Below are 18300 nucleotides of genomic sequence, written 5' to 3'. Positions count from 1 at the left end.
GGCTGCCCCTGAAAAGGTGGAGCCCCCAGTGTTGGAGCACCGAGGGCTTCAAAGAAGAAGGTGGAAACGCACCTAATTCTCGGTCCAATGAGAAAAAAATCGTGCGGCGAAGATGAGATGAAAAGCCCTACTTCGTAAACACACACCATCAACGGCTGAAAAAGGTTTCTAGTGGTGGCTGATGCTGGAAACGGTCAAGGTGGCGCTAGCGGCCGCGGCCCGACACTGGATAAGCTAACGGGTTGGCAAGGAGCCGGGCCGCAGGGTTCGGCCTCTTGTTTTCTACGCTTCGAACCCGCTGGGGCGTTGGGCCAGATAATCAAAAGGAGGTGGTACAGGAGGGGGGTGGTACAAAAATAAATGTACCACCCCCCTCCTGTACCACCTCCTTAAGCATCGCATCCTACTCCACGCCGGTTTGGCGTCGCAAGCTGGGCTTCTCCCAAACCGCCCTGGCGCGCCCGGCCGCCGCATCGCCACACTATTTGGAGCAGGAATGTAGTGTAGGGCCTGATACAAGTTGGCCTGATACATTTTGTTTTGTATCAGGCCAACTTGTATCAGGTTCCGTTCTACGCCCGCCGCAAGGGCCGCAAATCCAGCTCAAACCCGGGCAGTGCCGGCTCCGCGCTCAGCGTCGTGTCGAAGCTGGTGATTTCTTCCGGTTCCTGCCCGCTCCGGTAGATGGTGGCGGTTTCGTTGGTGGGGTCGAGCAGGAATCCGACTTCGACACCGTTGGACAGGTAGGTTTCCATCTTGCGGCGTAGCGGGGCCAGTCCATCGGAAGGCGAGCGGACCTCGACCACGAACGGGGGGCACACCGGCGCGAAACGTAGGCGTTGCTCCTCAGTCAGCGCATCATAAGCCGCTTTGGGTACCCACGAAGCATCAGGTGAGCGCACTGAGCCATCGGGCAGCGTGAAGCCGACGGATGATTCAAATACGTAGCCTAACTGATGCTGGCGATTCCAGAGCATCAGTTGAAAAGTCACTTCACTGGACTTACGGCTGGATTCAGAACCGGCGTGGGGCATGGCAATGATTTCGTGTTCGGCATTGCGCTCCATGCGCAGGAGAGGATTGTGCTGACAGAGGTCAAAAAACTCCTCATCGGTGAGCCGGGCCAGGACGGGGCCGTGCAACACCATCATATTATCAATGTCGGCGAAAGTCATAGCAGCAAGAAATGGAAGCTCATCAAATATACAGAGTTGTTATACGACAAGGACGGCGCAGGCGTAGAAGTTCGTCCTTGCCGTTCTTACGGCACTAGCAGTAGCGCGAACTTTGTAGTTCGCGTAGTCGCACGACCTATACTCTAACAACGCAAACTACTAAAGTTCGCGCTACATCAACACCATGAAAAACTTCACCTCTTTCGCTGATGCCGGCGACTACCACGCCCTCTTGAAACAGGCGCTGGAAATCAAAGCCAACCCTTACGGCTACCAGCATATCGGGCGCAATAAAACCGTCGGCCTCATCTTCTTCAACCCCAGCCTCCGCACCCGCCTCAGCTCCGTGAAGGCGGCCTACAACCTGGGCGCGCAAGCCTGGGTGCTCAACGCCGGCGCCGACTCCTGGACCCTGGAAATGGCCGATGGCGCAGTGATGAACGGCGGTACCCAGGAGCACATCAAGGACGCCATCGCGGTGATGAGCCAGTACTGCGACGTGCTGGGCGTGCGCACTTTCCCTACTCTCAAGGATAAGGCCGAGGACTACGGCGAAGTGGTGTTCAACAAGATTCTGCAATACGCTACTGTGCCCGTCATCAGCCTGGAAAGCGCTACGCTGCACCCGTTACAGTCCTTCGCTGACCTCATTACGGTGGCCGAAACCAAGCAGAAGGAGCGCGTGAAAGTGGTGCTCACCTGGGCCCCGCACGTGCGCGCCCTGCCCCAGTGCGTGCCCAATTCCTTCTGCGATTGGTTTTCGGAAATCGACTGGGTCGACTTCGTCATCACCCACCCCGAAGGCTACGAATTGGACGAGAAATTCACCAAAGGCGCCCGTATCGAATACGACCAGCGCAAGGCCCTGGAAGGCGCCGACTACGTGCAGGCCAAAAACTGGAGCAGCTACCGCGACTATGGCCAAGTGCTGCAAAACGACCGCATCTGGATGCTCACCCCCGAGCACATGGCCCTCACCAACGACGCCAAATTCCTGCACTGCCTGCCCGTGCGCCGCAACGTGGAAGTGTCCGACGCCGTGCTCGACGCGCCCGGCTCGCTCATCATCCAGGAAGCCGGCAACCGCACCATCTCCATGCAAACCGTGCTGCACGAGCTGCTGAAATAACAGTTGATATCAGAAGCGGATGCGGATATAGAAGGTTTGCCAGCAGCGAAAAGAACGTCATGCAGAGCGCAGCGAAGCATCTCGCGTGTAGCAGTAATTCAATCGAAAGGATTAGTGACGGCACGCGAGATGCCTCGGCTGCGCTCGGCATGACGGTTTAATAAACGCTCCCCGCTAAACTGGATTTGGTGGGGGCTGCTGCGTTTACCGCACTATTTCCGCTTTGCCCGAAATTTCCAGCGGGGCTTCAATCGGCGACGGGCTATTTTGGTACGAAAAGGGGGTTTGCTTACGAAACGGAAGCTGCTCATAGTCGAATTAATATCTGTTTAGCGAAGGCTTCGCACTGCCTCTAGGGCCTGGTATACTTCTTCGGGTGTATTGATGATGCCGGGTGTGAAGCGCGCGTATTGATAATATTGGTAAGATGCTTTGGTGGCAATGATTTTCTGTTCGTGCAGCCGCTCCACCACTTCGTCGGTATTGTAGCCGCGCACTTCGAAAGAGGTGATGCCCGAGGAAAGCGCATCGTCCAGGGGCGTGTGCAGCACCACGTGGGGCATAGCTGCCAGTCCTTCCTTGCATTGCCGGTTGAGTTCGTGCACGCGTTGATACACGCGCTCCCGGCCCAGCGATTCCATAAACTCAAAATTTGAGCCACGGGCGTCTTCAGGCCAGTGCTGGAATGTACTCAGGTAATGCCCACCGCGCGGATTGCAGGGCATATTTCCCGCATGGGGCAGCCCACTATTTCCTCTTCGGCCACGTGGTTGAGGCGGTCGTACAACTCAATTTTGCGGTAATTACCACCTGAACAGCGTGTAGCCAGCCGAATGGCCTCGTGCTGCGAGTAATGGTCGTGCACAGTAGTCAGCACTTCCTGGCCCGGCGTTAGATTCAGCCCCGAGTAAATGGTGCCCAGCCCCATGGTAGTGCTGTCGGTCAGGGCAATGTTTTCAGGCTCAGCGATACCCAAGTAGCGGGCCGCGGCTTCCCGTACTTTCTGCATCTCGGCATTTTCCAGTGCCTGAGTGCGAGGCACGGGGTTTTCATCGAGTAGGCGGCGGTAGTGAGCGATGGCCTCGCGTACGGATTTGGGGTGCGATGCGATGAACTGCGAAGCCCCAAGGTGCAGGTACTCGGGGGTTAGGGCGAACTGGGCGCGCACGGCCTCCCAGTCAGAAGCAATTATCGAGGGCAGCAAAAGCTTGTTGTTGGTCAATCATGAGCAGGCGAAAAAGAAATCCAAATGCTCCCTACGCACCCTTTAAGCCCTTGTTAAGCCAGAAAATACGGAATTGATTACGTACAAAGCCCGCCTACTTCTGCTTCTTTCCAATCTCTGCTGCTGTCAACCTCCGCCGGTATTGCCTTTAACAACCTAACCATTTGCCACCCTGCCCTGCCCGGTTCCACCCGTAGCCTGCCGCACCAACACCCAAAGAAAAAGCCCCAATCTATTTCCAGATTGGGGCTTTTTGTTGTGATCCCGCTGGGATTCGAACCCAGGACCCGTACATTAAAAGTGTACTGCTCTACCAGCTGAGCTACAGAATCGGTACCTTGTCACTTCAAAAGGCGATACCTTTTTTGTGGGCACAAAAGTACGACCACCTTCCGGATTTCACAACCTTGATTCAAAAAAAAGTCTCTCTTCTTTCTGTGCGGGCCCTTTTACTCGGATTAATAGTCCTGCCTATCTGGACCTTGGGTGCAAATGCGCCCGAAAATAAAACACCAAAAAAAACTATGCTGCCCCCCGTCGAGGCGCTGCGGCAGGCCGATTCACTATTCGCAGCGGGGCGATACGCCGCGGCAGTACCGGCCTACAAGCAGCAAGTATGGCAGCAACGCCGGACTTCGCCAGAGCTGCTGTTGAAATTGGCTTACGCCCAGCAGCAGTTGGGCTACTATCCGGCCGCGCTGCTCTATCTGAGCATGGCCCAGGCCCGGCAGCCGCGCGTGCGAACGTGGCGCCAGCTAGCTACTCTGGCCGCGCAGCACCAGCTAGTGGGCTACCCGGTTACCTGGCAGCAAGAGCTGCGGGTGCAAGCGCAGCGCTACTATTACCCCGGCTTGCAGGTACTGTTGGGTGGAGCCGTGGTGAGCGCCGTCTGGCTGCTGTGGCGTCGGAGCCGGCGCGAGGCTTGGCTGGGCTACGCTGCCTACGTGGCGCTGCTGGGGGCCTATCTGCACTTGCTGCGGCCCAAGCCGGCAGGACTAGTGGCGCGGCCAGGAGCAGCTTTGATGGCCGGACCGAGCGCGGGAGCGGCGTGGCTCAGCACGGCGGCCGTCGGCGACCGGCTGCTGGTGCTGGGGCGCCAGGATATTTGGTACCGCGTGCAGTGGCAACAGCGAGTGGCGTTTGTGCGCGCGGCCGATTTGTTGGTGGTGGAATAATGGTCAAGGGAGAAGCCGAATGTTTTTAGGGGAAGTTAAATTGACTATCAAACGCCCTATTTCTCTCCTGCGGCATTTTCCCACCTCCGTTGTGGCGGTACTTTTGCCGGCATGTCTGTTTCTCTTACCCTAACTGGTCTGTACGTATATCCCGTTAAATCTCTCGGGGGCTACGCGGTGTCCGAAGCCGAGGTGACGGCCCGCGGCCTGCGGCACGACCGCCGCTGGCTAATTGTAGATGAGCGCAACCGTTTCATGACCCAGCGGCAGCAGCCCGAGCTGGCGTTGTTGTTGGTAGCGCCGGCTTATAATGGTTTTTTGATTACTCACCGCCAACGGCCCGATTTGCTGCCCCTGTTCGTTCCGTTTGAGGCAACGCCGGAGCGGACGCTGTTTGTCACCATCTGGGATGATATGGCGTGGGCCTGGCGTGGCACCGCCGAAGCCGACGAATGGCTGGCCGAAGCCCTCGGCCGCCCATGCCGCCTGGTGTACATGTCTGACATGGTACGCCGCGATGTAGAGCCGGATTTAAATCCCGAAGGCCAGCTGGTGAGCTTCGCCGATGGCTACCCTTTCCTCCTCATCGGCGAACCCGCGCTGGCCGATTTGAATACTCGCCTCGCGCAGCCTGTACCCATGAACCGCTTCCGCCCTAACCTCGTGTTCGACGGTGGCGTGCCTTACGATGACGACAATTGGGAGAACTTTCAGATTGGTGCCGTCCCGTTTCGGGCGGTGCGGGGATGCGGCCGGTGCGTGCTCACCACCATCGACCAACAAACCGCCACTAAGAGCCCGCTTGGGGACCCACTACGCACCCTGGCCACTTATCGCAAGGTGGAGAACAGCATCATGTTTGGCCAAAACGTGACTGGTGGCGGCACAGGCCGCCTGCGCGTGGGTGATGCGCTAACGGTACTTAGTCGGAAGTAGCGCTTAGCCATCCGGGGCTGCTGAGTTCAGCGTTTAGCGGTTCGCTGCAACTCTGGTGTCAGCCACAGCGTTCTGATTTTCCGGGGTACTACGCCCGGCTTTTTGATGGAACTTGATATTCTGCTGGACTTTCTGGCCCGGCTCGCGGCTAATAACACCACGGCCTGGATGGCCGACCACCGGCCCGATTACCAGCGGGCCCGCACCGCCTGCACCGAGCTGGTACGCCAGATACTGGCCGGTGCCGCCGCTACCGACCCCGACCTGGCCGGCCTGACCACGGCAGATGTTATGTTTCGGCTGCACAAGAACGACCGTGCCCACCGCGACCCGGAGCCTTACAAACGGCGCATGGGGGCTGGCCTGAAGCGGGGTGGGCGCCATGCGCCCCGGGCGGGGTATTTTGTCGCTATTCAGCCCGGTGGGCGCAGTTGGCTGGGGGCCGGCACCTTCTACCCTACTCCGGCCATGCTGGCGGCCATCCGACAAGAAATCCATTATAATGGCGCCGAATTTCACCGGCTACGGCAAGCTCCGGAACTGCTGCGCTATTTTCCGGCTGGCCTCGATACCACAGGCCCCCAACTCAGCCAGCCGCCCCGTGGGTACTCGGCCACTGACCCGGACCTTGCCTGGCTGCGCCTCAAGACCTACGGAGCCGGCCGCTTTTACACCGATGCGGAGGTGTTGGCGCCTGGTTTTGTACCCGAAGTCGTAGCAGCTATTGCGGCCGCCCGGCCGCTGGTGGACTTCTTCAATGAAGCTCTTTCCAACTGTTGATTCCGCATAAGTCGTCTAAGCAGGAGGCCCCGTTTGGAGTAAACAGGGCCTCCTCTTTGAGTAGTCAGACAAACGTAACCGCATCACTCAGGCGGTCATGCTCAGCAGGGCCACATCTCGCGTGCTGCTGCCAATCCTTTTCTGACGATTGAATTACTGCTGCAAGCGAGATGCTTCGGCTCCGCTCAGCAGGACGGGCTTAGTACGCTCTTAGCATAGTAATAGCGCTAGAACAGACCAAACAAGGTATTATTTATCTTGTCGATGATGGTGCCGAGGTCTTCGGGATTGCGCACGTAGTCAAGTTCGCTCACATCCACGATGAGGTAGCGGCCGGCGCTATAGCTGGCTATCCACTTCTCGTAGTGCTCGTTGAGGTTTTTGAGGTACTCGATGCTAATGGTATTTTCGTAGTCGCGGCCGCGCTTTTCAATCTGGCTGATGAGCTTGGGTAGGTCGGCGCGGAGGTATAGGAGTAAATCGGGTGGCGCGACGAGGTCTATCATCGACTCGAACAGCGCGTAGTAATTGTTGTAATCGCGGGTTTCGAGCAGGCCGGAATCGTGCAGGTTGGCCGCAAAGATGTGGGCGTCCTCGTAGATGGTGCGGTCCTGAATGATGCCTTTACCGGCTTTCTGCAGCTCTTTGATGCGCTGCGTCTGACGGAACCGGCCGTTGAGGAAATACACCTGGAGGTGGAAGGCCCAGCGGGGCATATCATGGTAAAAATCCTTCAGATACGGATTGTCGTCCACGTCCTCCAAAAAAACTTCCCAGCGGAAATGCTGAGCCAACTTATAGGCCAGCGTGGTCTTACCGGCCCCAATGTTGCCGACGATGGCAATGTGCATGCGCTATGAACGAAAAAGACGATAGAAAAGCAGAACCCCAAAGGTAGCAGTACCGCTGAATTGCAGCATCTTTATTAGAAATTTCATATATTCGAAACGATTCGTAGAGCTTTACTAATTTCTACCATGCTCCCAGGCCCTCCGACCCAACTACTCGCTCTTCAGGATGGCCACGGGGCAGCCTTGGCAGAGTTCTTCTACCATCCGGATAAAAGCTTGCTACACGTGCGCTGGCACGGACACCTGACCAGCGGTGACTGGAGCGAGGCGCTGCCGTGGCTGCAATACGAATGGTTGCCACAAGTTCTAACGGCCGGCGTGCAGGCCATAGCCTACGTGTTTTCGCCTGACCACGCAAACCAGTTTGCTACGCAGCGATTTGTGGAGGCCGTGCGGCCACGCATGGCCATCGAACTTTTTGCCGACCTTGACATGGCAGTGGCCTGGCTGGTGCGACAGCGGCACGACGGTGGTATTCCGTAACGATAAAGTGCGAGAAAAGCCGTTGCCAAGTCGCTAGGCAGTTGCTCATAGCCGTTTAATGGAGCGGCGGGGGCACCTCCTCACCCCCGGCCCCTCTCCCGAGAAGAAGGGGAGCCAAACAACCGGTACATAGATTTTAAAGCTGCTCTAGCGTGGTTTCACCCTCCGTGTGCTGGGCTAGGCCGTAGCGCGGACTCTGTGCGTCCGCGTTCCCGGCAGACACCCGAACGAGTGCGGCACGTGGACGCGAACTACAACGTTCGCGCTACGGTATCCCTAAACTGCTCTAACTTACAGCGTAAATGCTTCTGCTGGCTTCCAAATTGAGTTATTGGGAGTGGCTTCCTGGCTGGGCCGGAGGGCGTTGGTCTGCCAATCGGCTTGGCGGGCCAGCAGCTGGTGCCAGATGGCCTCTACGGTTGCGTACGGCATTAGCGGCCGATCGAAAGAGTGGTTGGAGAAGTTCAGCTTGGCTACAGCTTCACCCAGAAAATCCAGGCTCTTTTCGATGATATCCTGCCCCTGTTCCCTGGTCGCCTGGGCAGCATCGGGGCCCTGGGCAAAGCGGCCCAGCGAATCGGGCGCTTCGGGGCGCCCGATAGCGGTCAGGTTGATGGTATCGGGGCGCAGGTAGAGAGACTGTGAAATCTCGTAGGAGCCCGCATGGTCACCAATGTAGTGGCCGGCAACCAATTCATTGTCGGCAAAAACCATTGTTGTCATGCCACTGTGCTGGCTGAACAGGCTGGCGGCCAAGCGGAAATCGTACTGGTTGCCACCCGAATGGCCCGTGATGACCACTGCGGCCCCAAAACCAGCGTTGTGAAACGCCCGGAGCTGGTATAGGAAAAAATAGAGCATCACGTGGGGCGGCATGCCGGTCATCAGAGCTGGCCGCTCGCCCACTACCTCGGCCAGCCAGGGAGCGTGGTAGCCGCTTTCGTGAATTTGGTAGCCCTGCGTCGGCGCGACGATGCCGCCAAAGCGCCGGGCGGCCTCATCGCACAGATAATCGGCTTTGTAGGTATCCAGCCCAAAGGTTGAGACGTAGCCATGCGGCTCGCAAATGCCCATGGGCAGGTAAACCACGGGCTGGGCTTGCCGACGGCTGAGAAACTCATCGGGAAAGAGGTCGGCCCAGCGGACCTGGCTACGACTGTCCATGCTGCGCGGCTTCAACGGCGTTGGCGGCATCGAGGTCATTCTGCTGCCAGTATTTTTTCGTGTAGAAGTTTCGCACCCAGCGGTGGCGGGTGCGAAGCTCGTAAAACGCCTCGTCTGAGAGCGGCGGCTCCGCGGCAGCTTCCATGTTTTCGATGGCAAACCGCTCGATGTGCATGGACGAAATAGCGGTGGTAACTCCCGGGTGCTTGAGCACGAATTTGAGGGCCAGCTTAGCCAGCGAACCAGCGTGCTGCGGAACAAACTCCTTGAGGGCATCGACCCGCTCAATGTATTGTGTGCGCGGCACTTCCCCGAAAAAGGTCTGGCGGAAATCCTGGGGCTCAAACGCCAGGTCTTCGGTTAGAAAACCCGTCAGGCCGCCCTCATCCAGCACGCAACGGGCAATTATGGCCACATTGTGCTGCTGGCAAATGGGAATCACGCAATCGAGCGGGGTGGGGTCGAATAAATTGTAGATGATTTGCACCGCATCCACGGCTCCGGCCATTACCAGTGGCAGGCACAAGTCGGCGCGGCAGTCGGGCATTGATACTCCAATTGCCTCAATTTTGCCTTCAGCTTTCAGGGTCAGCAACTCATCCAGCCAATAGCCCGAGGTGCCCCAGGTAGGCCAGTACAGATGCAGTTGCATGAGGTCGAGGGAATCGACGCCCAGCCGCCGGAGCGAGTCTTCCGTGTTCTGACGGATGAGGTGGCGGGGAAAGGTTTCTTCGACTGCGGGGGGCAGACACCAGCGCGTATTGTCGGGCCCGTGCGACTGGATTTTGCTGGCTAGAAAGGGCCGCTCGCCCTTCCACTGCGCCAGTGCTTTCCCCAGAATCTCCTCTGATTTGCCGTAGTGCCGGGCAGTGTCAATAAAATTGCCGCCCCGCTCCAAATACGTCAGCACCGAGCGAATACCTTCGGCCTCATCAAATGAGCCGAAAGCTCCTCCCAGTCCCATGGCCCCGTAACCAATGCGGGCTACTTGTTTTCCCGTCCGGGCAAATTCATTATACTGCATGCTTCGTTCAATTTTTCTCAGGTAGCCGTTCGTGCTATTCGGTGGCTAGTTAGTCAAATAGAATTTGTCAGCCAAGCTTTGGCAACTGAGTATTTGACGGGGCAATGATGAGTGCGGATGAAATTTTGCTTAACAAAGATGACATAAAAAGCGCCACGAAGCAGCTGTAAATCGGCTTTTCAACGATTCACAACTACTTCGTGGCGCTCTGAAACTTCGTGGCGCTCTGAATGAGAATTCGCTTATTCCAATAAGTCCAGCCTGAATAAGCCAGAGCTTTGGCGGCAACTACTCCGCCGTCAGTTCGAGCACGTGGCTGGTGAGTTGCTTGGCTTCCCCATCACTAAGTAGCAAACCTACTTTCATGAGGTAGTCGCCGGAATAGGTTTGGCCGTGGGCGGGCAGGTCGGATTTCTGGCCGGGCATGAGGTTGATTTCGGTGACCTTGTAGCGCTTGGCGGGGTCCAGGCCCTGGAGCTTGACGGGAATGACGGCTTCGTGAAAGCGCGTGTGCAGGTTGTAGCCGAAGGCCACGGCATTGCGCTGGGCCTCGTCCACGTACATGAGGGCCACTTGGTTGCCCTCGTAGGGCGAGCGCAGGCGGAACAGGTCGCCTTGCCAGATGACGGGGCTCAAGCGCTTATAATCTTTCACCACCTGCTGGCTGAATTGCTGCTCGTCGGCGCTGAGCTTGGCCACGTCGATATCATAACCGAGTTTGCCCATCATGGCCACGTCAGTGCGGAACTTGAGCGTGTGCTGGGGATTCCAGTTGGTGACGTGGCTGGCTAAGGTGTTGGCGGGAAAGAAGTTCAGGAAGCCCCACTGAATGAACACCCGCTCGAAGGCATCGGTGTTGTCGGAAGTCCAGAACTCGGTGAAGTACTTCAGCGCGCCGTAGTCGGCGCGGGAGCCGCCCCCGGCGCAGAGCATCATGGGCAGGTGCGGGTACTTCTGGCGCAGGCGGCCAAGCACTTTGTATAGGCCCTGCACGTAGCCAATGTAGAGGTGCGACTGGTCTTTGCCCAGATACTGCGAATAGGCATTGGTAATCATCCGGCAGTTGTCCCACTTTATGTATCCCACATTTTGCGACAGCAAGCCATCAACAGTGTTATACACGAAATCCTGCACTTTGGGATTGTTCAAATCGAGCACCAGTTGGCTGCGGGAGAGGTCCTCGGGGCGTTTGGGCAGGCGCAGAATCCAGTCCGGGTGCTTGCTATACAACTCACTCTTGGGGTTTACTGCTTCGGGCTCCACCCAGATGCCAAACTTGATGTCTGCCTTGGTGGCAGTTTGCACGAGGTGGCCAATACCGTTGGGCAGCTTGGTTTTGTTGGGCTGCCAGTCGCCGAGGCCAGCTTTGTCGTTGTTGCGCGGGAACTTGTTGCCAAACCAGCCATCGTCGAGCAGAAACAAATCCACGCCCAGCTTGGCCGCGTCGCCGATAAGCGAGTCAAGCCGGGGCTCGGTAAATTTGGCGTAGGTGGTTTCCCAGTTGTTGAGCAGCGTGAGGCGGGGCTGAGTGCCGTCGAGCGTGCCGCCCTGGCGGCGGGCCCAGCGGTGCAAGTTGCGCGAGGCTTGCCCCTTGCCGGTGGTGCTGTACGTGAAGATGAACTCGGGCGTGACGAAGGACTGATTGGCCGGCAGCGTGTATTCCGAGGCATACGGATTGATGCCGGGCAGCATCCGCAGCGTGTTCAAGTTATCTACCTCGAAGGCCAGGCGGAAGTTACCGGTCCAGGCCAAGGTACCGGCCAGCACTTCGCCGCTGGTTTCGGTGGCCGGCTTGTCGAGAGCCACCAGGAAAGACGGGGTGTGGTACCAGCTGGGGCGGGTGCCCAGCTTGGAGTCAATGACTTTCAAACCACTGGTTAGTTCGCTCTGCGTCTCCTTGGCCTCGGACGCCCAGTCGCCATGCAGCTGGGTAAGCCAGTAGTGCGGGGCGTGCAGGCGCAGCATGGCCGAGGCGTACTGCGTCAAGACCACGGGCTTTTTCTCGCGGTGCTTGATTTCCGTCCAGGTCTTGATGACGTCCTCCTTCTGGTAGGCGGCAAAGTGCAGCAACACGTCTACCGGGTAGACCGGGTCGCGCAGGTGCACGGTGGTGGTCGTCAGGTTGTCGCCGGTTTGGCTGGTTTTCACGTCCGCAAAAGCCAGGGCCAGGCCGGGGTTGCCGTCGGCGTGCACTACCCGGATGGCCGGCTCGAAGAGGTTATCGGTGCCGGCCGGCACGTAGGCCTCGTTGGGCGCGGGCGCGTAGGCATCGAACGGACCGGGCTTGGGCAGTAGCTGCTTGTCCGCTTCGGTTAGCTTGGCGCCGAGGTAGGTTTGGTAGAGCTTCTGGTTGCCGCCCACCGTCAGCACCAAGCTTATGTGCTCGGTTTCAATGGCAATGGGCGGTGGTGGGGTTTGCGCCAGGGCGGGCGTGATACGAGCGAACAGCAGCAAACAGCCGTAAACAAAACGAAGATTCATAAGAACTTTAAAAAAGCCGACGGCAGATACCGTCTTCTGGAAATAATTAGGTGATAACTACTTGCGTCAACCTCTACCCCTATCGGCCCCGACCCACGCCACTTGATGCGCGGAGTGTGATGGGGAGGCATTGCACATCAGGGTTTTGGTTGAATGAACTCCCGCCAGATGGTGATGGGCACGATGGCCGTCCAGCCGCAAAAATCCGGCTTGGCGGGGTTACCGTAGTTGGCAAACTCCGGCGCATAGTTTTCCCAGAATGTGCCGGTCTTCTGGAAAACCTCGGCCACCGCGCCGTAAAAGCGCTGGGCCAGGGTCCGCGCCAGGGCGGGTTTACCCACGTGCTGCAAACCGCGCAGCACCATGTAGGTGGTGGGGGCCCACACGCCCCCGAGCCAATAGTCCCCATAGGCCTTGTACTCCGGCTCATCGGCGGCCAGGGAGGGCACCGGGACTGGCCGGTCAAACTTGTTGGCGTCCGTCAGGTGGGTCACGAATTTGTCGAGCCGGTTGGCGGGTACGCAATCGGCCAGTAGGGCCCAATACATACCCATGTGGAAGCGTCGGATGGGCTTGCCGTAGCCCAGGTCAAAGTAAAAGCCGTCGGCCTCGCTCCAGCACTGCTCGTTGAGCGCCTTTTTAATGGCCGCGTGCGCCTGCTCGTAGGCGGGCACGTCGGCGGCATGGTCGGTTAGCTTGGCTATCCGATTGAGATTTAGGGCAAAAAATGCCATCTGAGAAGAAAAATCGACCAGCCGACCCTGGATGTTCCACTTGGCATTCTTGCCGCTGTACTGAAACACCTTGGGGAAGAGATTAATGACCGGCAAGCCTTTGCCGTCGTCTTCCCAGCCCGTCGGGTAGCGCGGAATGTTGTCCATGCCCATCCCCAGGGTATCGCCGAAGTACAGGCCGTCGTCCCCGCGATAAGTACGCTGCAAGAACTCGAAGTGGCTTTTCAGGTGCGGGTACACTCGGCGCAGGCGCTCCACATCGGGTTTCTGGCTGTGAAGCTCCAACTCGGCAAAAGCCAGCAGCGGCGGGTTGATGCTCACTGGGTGGTGCTTTTCCCAAAAGGGCTGACCGTTTTCCGTGTATTCGCGCCCGATGTAGCCGTCAGCATCCTGCACGCGGTAGAAGTTGTCGAGGGCCTGAGTGATGGGCAGTTCCTGCTGGTGGTACTTGGCATAGCAGGTCATGAAACAGGTATCCCAATAAAAGATATTGGGCGAAAAGGCCTCGTCCAGGTACGGCTTTTTAAAAAACGGCTCTTTCTCGCCGCCTCGAATCTTGGTTTTCGCAATGCTTAGCGCCTTGTCGTACATGCGCTTGGACAGCTCAGGCGAAACGATAAATGCCTCATTCCTGGCCGCAGCTGCCGTTTCGTTAGTCGTAGCCAGCGTCGACGAACACGCGGCCAGCGGAGTCAATGCCGCAGTAAGGCCAGCGGCGCCTGCGCTTTTCAGAAAGTTACGACGATGAAACATGCTGAATAATAGGAATAGAAACAGTACTTAACAACTGCTTTAGAATTGAGAATTTATTTCACCCCGACCGTGATGCCGGGCCAGGAATCGGTGCGGAAGGGCACGGCGGGCAACCCGTCTTTATTGTAGAGGTTGCCGTTGGGATTGTTAGCCCAATTGTAGCGCACGGCCACGGGCGTTTTCACATCCGCACTTTGCACCATCACCTCGTTGCCCATCAGCCGGGCCGTGGCCCAATGAAATTTCTGGTCGGCCCCGGCCACGGCAAACCCTTGCAGCAGCTTGCCATTTGGGGCCACCAATCCGCCCCCGACATGTTTAAATCTCAGCCGGACCTCTGCGCCTTTCGCCGCCATACCTGCGTAAGTAGGTCCACTGTGTACCAAAGCCTTTTCGCCGTAGACGATGTGCCGAGCGGCTAGCGCCAGACGTCGGCCCACCTCCTGCTTGTTATGCGGGTGAATGTCGTCGGTCTCGCCAATGTCGATGGCGGTGGCCATGCCCGTGCGGGGCAGCACCAGCGCCTGGGCCTGCGCCTCGCGCAGCTCAGCCCACGTAGAAGGCCCCGGCTCCGGCACAGCCGGCAGAAAGTTGGCCAGCTGCACGAACAGAAAGGGAAGCTCCGGTGCGCCCCAGCGCTTACGCCAATCGGTAATCAGCGCGGGAAATAGCGTGCGGTACTGCTCGGCGCGGCCGGTGTTATTTTCCCCCTGATACCAGATAACGCCCTTGAGCGCAAACGGAATGAGCGGCGCCACCATGCTGTTGAACAGCACCGTGGGCGTATTCTGGGCCCCACCTGGGAACGGGGAAACCGGCCAGTCCTTGGGGTCGAGGCCGACCTGGTAATGCCAGGAGCCAGCCAGCGATAGAGTGCGGCCGGGGCCAGTTAGACTCAGGGTGGCTGGCTCGCCCGAGATGCCGCCGTTGCTGCCCAGGTCTACTACGCGCACGGCCACCACGTTGCGGCCGGCTCGTACCAGCGCAGCGGGTACCGCGTAGCGGCGGTCTTTGTTATAGCCATCAGTGCTGCCCACTTTCACTCCGTTGAACCAAGTGCTGTCGGTGTCATTGATGCGGCCCAGCGACAGGGTGAGCGGCTGGCCCGCCGCTGCGACGGGCAGGTCAATTTCCTTACGAAACCACACCACACCATCGTAGCCCTTCAGGGCGGGGGTGGTTTCCCAGTAGCTGGGCAGGGCCATTTCAGGCCAGGCGCTGGCGTCGAAATCGGCAGCCGCCCACGCTTTACCGCCGGGTGGGTAGCCTTTGTCAATCTTCTGCGAGGTGAGTGCGGCACGTTGGCGCTGGCGGAAAGCCTGGTCGTCATCCGTAAGCTTAGTGGTACGCTGGGCAACATCGGCCGCTCGGGTGCTAAAATCAGGCAGGGCGCGCAGGCCCTCGGCGCTGGTCCAGGCTTCGGCCGAGGTGCCACCCCAGCAGCTCGAAATAAGACCGATGGGCACTTGGTAGCGCTGGAAAATATCGCGGCCAAAAAAGTAAGCTACCGCCGAAAACTGCGCTACAGTGGCCGGGCTGCACACCAGCCAGCCGGTGCTTTTCACGTCGGAGGCCGGGTGGTAGGCCATCGCCTGGGAAATCTTAAAGAGGCGTATCTTAGGAAAATTGGCCGCGGCAATTTCCTGGTCGGCATTTACTACCGGCTGAAAGTAGCCGGTGGGCAGGTCTTTCACCGGAAACTCCATGTTCGACTGCCCCGCCGCCAGCCATACGTCGCCTAACAGTACATCTTCCAGTACGAGCGTGTTTTCGCCTTTGATGGTCAACGTATAAGGGCCGCCCGCCGGGGTGGCTGGCAGCGTGGCTTGCCAGCGCCCATCGGCATCAGGCGCTGTAGCGGCGTAGGTTTTGTCCCGGAAGGTAACGCTGACTTTTTCGCCTGGTGCGGCCCAGCCCCAAATGGGTAGGGGCTTGTCGCGCTGCAACACCATGTGGCTACCCACTAGCTGAGGCAGTCGCACAGTGGCGTGGGCAGCGGGTGCGGCCAGGGCTAGGGCGAGTACCAAAGCCAGGATTACTTTTCTGAACATGGGAAGGCGCGTTTATTGTACCGTCGGGGCCTTGGGTCCCATTTGAAACTCCAAGGTGCCGCCGCGCATGATTTCGTCGTGGGTGATGGAAAAGCCTTTAACGGGCTGCCCGGCCAGCTTCACCGACTGCACATAGATGTTATCTGGTCCCGCGTTTTTAGCTAGGATGCGTAGGTTTTTGCCGTTGCTCAACTTCAGGGTCACGTCCTCGAAAATCGGGCCGGTGAGGTAGTAGTAATTCTGACCCGCGTTGGGGAAGAAACCTAGGGCCGAGAAGGCGAACCAGGAGCTCATGGCCCCGCTGTCGTCGTTGCCAGGCATACCCTCCTGCTCGTTGAAGCCCTCGCGCATGAGCTTGCGCACGTAGTAGCTACTTAGGTCGGAGCGCCCCACGTGGTGGAACAGATGCGGGGCCAGAAAAGCTGGCTCGTTTTCGTACTGAATCAGGTCGTGCTCGAAGGCGTGCTGCAGCTTCTTGGCGAAGGCGGCCGAGCCGCCGTTCAGGGTCACGAGTGTGTCAATCTGGTGAGGCACGAACCAGGAATACGTCCAGGAATTGGCTTCATAGAAAAACTGTTTCCAGGAGCCCTGCCGCTGCTTCAGGTCGATTAGTAGAAACTCTTTGTCTTGCGTTTTGGGCACGATGAAGCCAGTGAAGCCGTCGCTTTCGGCCTTGGGATTCCACAGGTTTACCCACTTCTTGCTACGGGCCAGATAGCGGCGAGCGTCGTCGGTTTTACCCAAGCCCTGGGCTACCTGCGCGGCGCAGAAATCATTGTAAGCGTACTCCAGCGTCATACTGCCAGCCATAGGCCCGAACGGAATCCAACCCTGCTTTTTGTAGTTGCCCAGCAGCGGTTCGTCTTTGCGCCAGGCCGCGCTGCCTTGCCGCTCTTTGTCGGCATTGAATTTCAACACCTCATACGCCTTATTCCAGTCCACGCCGGGCACCTTCTTGATGTAGGCATCGGCAATGATATTGTCGAGGTTGTTGCCACCTTGCTCGGCCTGCATATCGTTGCCGGCGATGAAGGCGTCCTTGAGCTTGCCGTTTTTTTGCAGGCGGGCGCTGAAGGAGTTAATGGTGCCAGCTACCATACTGGGGTTCAGCAGCACCTGCAACGGATAGAGCGTGCGCCAGGTGTCCCACACGGCGAAGTGGTCGTCCCACATGGGCACGTCTTTGCCGTAGCCGGGCAGGTCGTTGGTCCGGTCGCGGGGCATCAGGTGGGCATGGTAGAGGGCGGTGTAAAACAGGCGCTTATTCTGCTCGGCACCGTTAACGACCTGCACTTTGCTTAACTGCTGATTCCAGATAGTCTGGGCTTGAGTTAACACTTTCTGGTAATCCCAGCCGGGAATTTCGGTATCGAGCCAACGCACAGCCTGTTCGGTGCTTTTCAGCGATACAGCTACCTTCAAGTATACAGCTTCGTTAGACTTGGTCTTGAATTTGAAGAAGCCTCCCACTCTATCGTTGGCTTTGCGCAAGGAATCGGTGGTTTGATCGGGGTGCAGTTCGCCGTTGAGCCAGGTACCAATTGCAGTTGGCTTTTTGGCCACGCGGGCGCAGAAGTACACGTTGTAGTTGCCTTCTCCGAAACCGCCCCGGTAGGTGCCGTAACCCTGAATTTCGTCGCGGCTGGAACTGGTGAATGTCACTTTGCCCCCCAGCACGTCGCCGCCTACGAAGGGCACGATGTCGCGGGTGAGGGTGTGCGTGATGTCAAGCAGGATACTGGCCTCATCGGACTGCGGAAACACGAACTTGTAGATAGCCGCGTGCCGGGCCGGCGTTACCGATGTAGTGATGCCATAGCGGCTGAGCTTGACCGAGTATTCATAGGCCCGCGCCCGTTCGTTTTCCTTGGGCGAATCATGGGCATCCTCACCGACTGCCACGCCCAGCTGGGGCGAGAGGAACACCTGCCCGTACTTGCCCCAACCCGTGCCGCTAACGTGCAGCTGCCCGAAACCGCGGATAGGCTGCTTAGGCGAGTAGCCGTCTTGGTCACCGTCCTTGGTTTGGGGGCTGGGGTTGATTGAGCCGAACGGCAATTGCGGGCCAATCACGCAGTTCGATGCTCCTGCCTTGGTGTCCATTACCCCAATGCGCGGGTCTACATAATCGGCTAACTGGCGGACTTTACCTATTTTGAGAGGAGTACTGCCGGACGGTGTCTGAGCCAGTGCCCGACTGCCCAACCCCAGTAACAGCACTACGAGCAAGCTGCTAATGAAAAGCGGCTGAGCGGTGAGTTTTCGGTCCATGGTTAGCGTAAGTGTATGATTTAGTACTGAATGATGTGAGCCGCCGCTAAGTGCGCAGCTCTATTTCG

At 58.2% G+C, this 18300-nt stretch carries 15 protein-coding genes and 1 tRNA gene; 5 read left to right on the top strand and 11 right to left on the bottom strand.

Annotation, left to right across the window (positions count from 1 at the left end; all coding sequences use genetic code 11):
• Nucleotides 1-572: 572 nt before the first annotated feature.
• Complete coding sequence (locus WX88_RS05680) at nt 573-1175, bottom strand: Uma2 family endonuclease (protein WP_197076684.1); 603 nt, start codon at nt 1173-1175, stop codon at nt 573-575.
• A 184-nt stretch (nt 1176-1359) separates the two neighbouring features.
• Between WX88_RS05680 and WX88_RS05675 the strand changes: the two genes are divergently transcribed.
• The gene (locus WX88_RS05675) at nt 1360-2304 is read left to right on the top strand and encodes a Rossmann-fold NAD(P)-binding domain-containing protein (RefSeq protein ID WP_046243350.1); all 945 of its coding nucleotides are present in this window, start codon (nt 1360-1362) and stop codon (nt 2302-2304) included.
• Between the two features lie 329 nt (nt 2305-2633).
• On the opposite strand, the gene WX88_RS05670 is transcribed toward WX88_RS05675, so the two are convergent.
• The 3 genes from WX88_RS05670 to WX88_RS05660 form a co-directional block, all read right to left on the bottom strand.
• On the bottom strand, nt 2634-2945 hold the full coding sequence (locus tag WX88_RS05670; RefSeq protein ID WP_046243349.1) for an aminotransferase class V-fold PLP-dependent enzyme: 312 nt from the start codon (nt 2943-2945) through the stop codon (nt 2634-2636).
• Between the two features lie 50 nt (nt 2946-2995).
• On the bottom strand, nt 2996-3508 hold the full coding sequence (locus WX88_RS05665; RefSeq protein WP_197076683.1) for an aminotransferase class V-fold PLP-dependent enzyme: 513 nt from the start codon (nt 3506-3508) through the stop codon (nt 2996-2998).
• 280 nt (nt 3509-3788) lie between these two features.
• A tRNA-Lys gene (locus WX88_RS05660) sits at nt 3789-3861 on the bottom strand.
• Between the two features lie 192 nt (nt 3862-4053).
• Here WX88_RS05660 and WX88_RS05655 point away from each other — a divergent pair.
• From WX88_RS05655 to WX88_RS05645, 3 genes are all read left to right on the top strand, one after another.
• Nucleotides 4054-4704, top strand: coding sequence for a hypothetical protein (locus WX88_RS05655; RefSeq protein ID WP_156175955.1), 651 nt, complete (start codon nt 4054-4056; stop codon nt 4702-4704).
• 111 nt (nt 4705-4815) lie between these two features.
• On the top strand, nt 4816-5640 hold the full coding sequence (locus WX88_RS05650; RefSeq protein WP_046243346.1) for an MOSC domain-containing protein: 825 nt from the start codon (nt 4816-4818) through the stop codon (nt 5638-5640).
• Nucleotides 5641-5745: 105 nt separating this feature from the next.
• Nucleotides 5746-6420, top strand: coding sequence for a DUF2461 domain-containing protein (locus WX88_RS05645; protein ID WP_052732383.1), 675 nt, complete (start codon nt 5746-5748; stop codon nt 6418-6420).
• Between the two features lie 227 nt (nt 6421-6647).
• Here WX88_RS05645 and WX88_RS05640 read toward each other — a convergent pair whose 3' ends face one another.
• On the bottom strand, nt 6648-7271 hold the full coding sequence (locus WX88_RS05640) for a deoxynucleoside kinase (RefSeq protein ID WP_046243345.1): 624 nt from the start codon (nt 7269-7271) through the stop codon (nt 6648-6650).
• Between the two features lie 126 nt (nt 7272-7397).
• Here WX88_RS05640 and WX88_RS05635 point away from each other — a divergent pair, with 126 nt between their 5' ends.
• On the top strand, nt 7398-7754 hold the full coding sequence (locus tag WX88_RS05635) for a hypothetical protein (protein ID WP_046243344.1): 357 nt from the start codon (nt 7398-7400) through the stop codon (nt 7752-7754).
• A 291-nt stretch (nt 7755-8045) separates the two neighbouring features.
• Here the strand turns inward: WX88_RS05635 and WX88_RS05630 are convergent, their stop codons facing one another.
• The 6 genes from WX88_RS05630 to WX88_RS05605 all read right to left on the bottom strand — a co-directional run bounded on the left by WX88_RS05630 (nt 8046) and on the right by WX88_RS05605 (nt 18232).
• Complete coding sequence (locus WX88_RS05630) at nt 8046-8918, bottom strand: creatininase family protein (protein WP_197076682.1); 873 nt, start codon at nt 8916-8918, stop codon at nt 8046-8048.
• The gene (locus WX88_RS05625; RefSeq protein ID WP_046243343.1) at nt 8905-9942 is read right to left on the bottom strand and encodes an aldo/keto reductase; all 1038 of its coding nucleotides are present in this window, start codon (nt 9940-9942) and stop codon (nt 8905-8907) included. The genes WX88_RS05630 and WX88_RS05625 overlap by 14 nt, the downstream gene beginning before the upstream one ends.
• 288 nt (nt 9943-10230) lie before the next feature.
• Nucleotides 10231-12423 (bottom strand): alpha-galactosidase, encoded by a 2193-nt coding sequence (locus WX88_RS05620; protein ID WP_046243342.1) that lies wholly within the window; start codon nt 12421-12423, stop codon nt 10231-10233.
• A gap of 137 nt (nt 12424-12560) precedes the next feature.
• Complete coding sequence (locus WX88_RS05615; protein WP_072052945.1) at nt 12561-13910, bottom strand: MGH1-like glycoside hydrolase domain-containing protein; 1350 nt, start codon at nt 13908-13910, stop codon at nt 12561-12563.
• A gap of 53 nt (nt 13911-13963) precedes the next feature.
• Complete coding sequence (locus tag WX88_RS05610; RefSeq protein WP_046243340.1) at nt 13964-15961, bottom strand: sialate O-acetylesterase; 1998 nt, start codon at nt 15959-15961, stop codon at nt 13964-13966.
• 12 nt (nt 15962-15973) lie between these two features.
• Complete coding sequence (locus tag WX88_RS05605; protein WP_052732381.1) at nt 15974-18232, bottom strand: GH92 family glycosyl hydrolase; 2259 nt, start codon at nt 18230-18232, stop codon at nt 15974-15976.
• Nucleotides 18233-18300: the final 68 nt, after the last annotated feature.

The sequence above is a fragment of the Hymenobacter terrenus genome (assembly GCF_000972495.1).
GTDB classification, from domain to species: domain Bacteria; phylum Bacteroidota; class Bacteroidia; order Cytophagales; family Hymenobacteraceae; genus Hymenobacter; species Hymenobacter terrenus.
The sequence above is the reverse complement of the archived record's forward strand: the minus strand, read 5'-3'. Positions and strand labels throughout refer to the sequence as shown.

Excerpts from the sequence above, each read along its gene's own strand:
- WX88_RS05675 (WP_046243350.1), top strand. The coding sequence starts at position 1,360 with ATGAAAAACTTCACCTCTTTCGCTGATGCCGGCGACTACCACGCCCTC.
- WX88_RS05620 (WP_046243342.1), bottom strand. The coding sequence starts at position 12,423 with ATGAATCTTCGTTTTGTTTACGGCTGTTTGCTGCTGTTCGCTCGTATC.
- WX88_RS05605 (WP_052732381.1), bottom strand. The coding sequence starts at position 18,232 with ATGGACCGAAAACTCACCGCTCAGCCGCTTTTCATTAGCAGCTTGCTC.
- WX88_RS05650 (WP_046243346.1), top strand. The coding sequence starts at position 4,816 with ATGTCTGTTTCTCTTACCCTAACTGGTCTGTACGTATATCCCGTTAAA.
- WX88_RS05630 (WP_197076682.1), bottom strand. The coding sequence starts at position 8,918 with ATGGACAGTCGTAGCCAGGTCCGCTGGGCCGACCTCTTTCCCGATGAG.
- WX88_RS05615 (WP_072052945.1), bottom strand. The coding sequence starts at position 13,910 with ATGTTTCATCGTCGTAACTTTCTGAAAAGCGCAGGCGCCGCTGGCCTT.
- WX88_RS05645 (WP_052732383.1), top strand. The coding sequence starts at position 5,746 with ATGGAACTTGATATTCTGCTGGACTTTCTGGCCCGGCTCGCGGCTAAT.
- WX88_RS05610 (WP_046243340.1), bottom strand. The coding sequence starts at position 15,961 with ATGTTCAGAAAAGTAATCCTGGCTTTGGTACTCGCCCTAGCCCTGGCC.
- WX88_RS05625 (WP_046243343.1), bottom strand. The coding sequence starts at position 9,942 with ATGCAGTATAATGAATTTGCCCGGACGGGAAAACAAGTAGCCCGCATT.
- WX88_RS05670 (WP_046243349.1), bottom strand. The coding sequence starts at position 2,945 with ATGGAATCGCTGGGCCGGGAGCGCGTGTATCAACGCGTGCACGAACTC.
- WX88_RS05680 (WP_197076684.1), bottom strand. The coding sequence starts at position 1,175 with ATGACTTTCGCCGACATTGATAATATGATGGTGTTGCACGGCCCCGTC.
- WX88_RS05635 (WP_046243344.1), top strand. The coding sequence starts at position 7,398 with ATGCTCCCAGGCCCTCCGACCCAACTACTCGCTCTTCAGGATGGCCAC.
- WX88_RS05640 (WP_046243345.1), bottom strand. The coding sequence starts at position 7,271 with ATGCACATTGCCATCGTCGGCAACATTGGGGCCGGTAAGACCACGCTG.
- WX88_RS05655 (WP_156175955.1), top strand. The coding sequence starts at position 4,054 with ATGCTGCCCCCCGTCGAGGCGCTGCGGCAGGCCGATTCACTATTCGCA.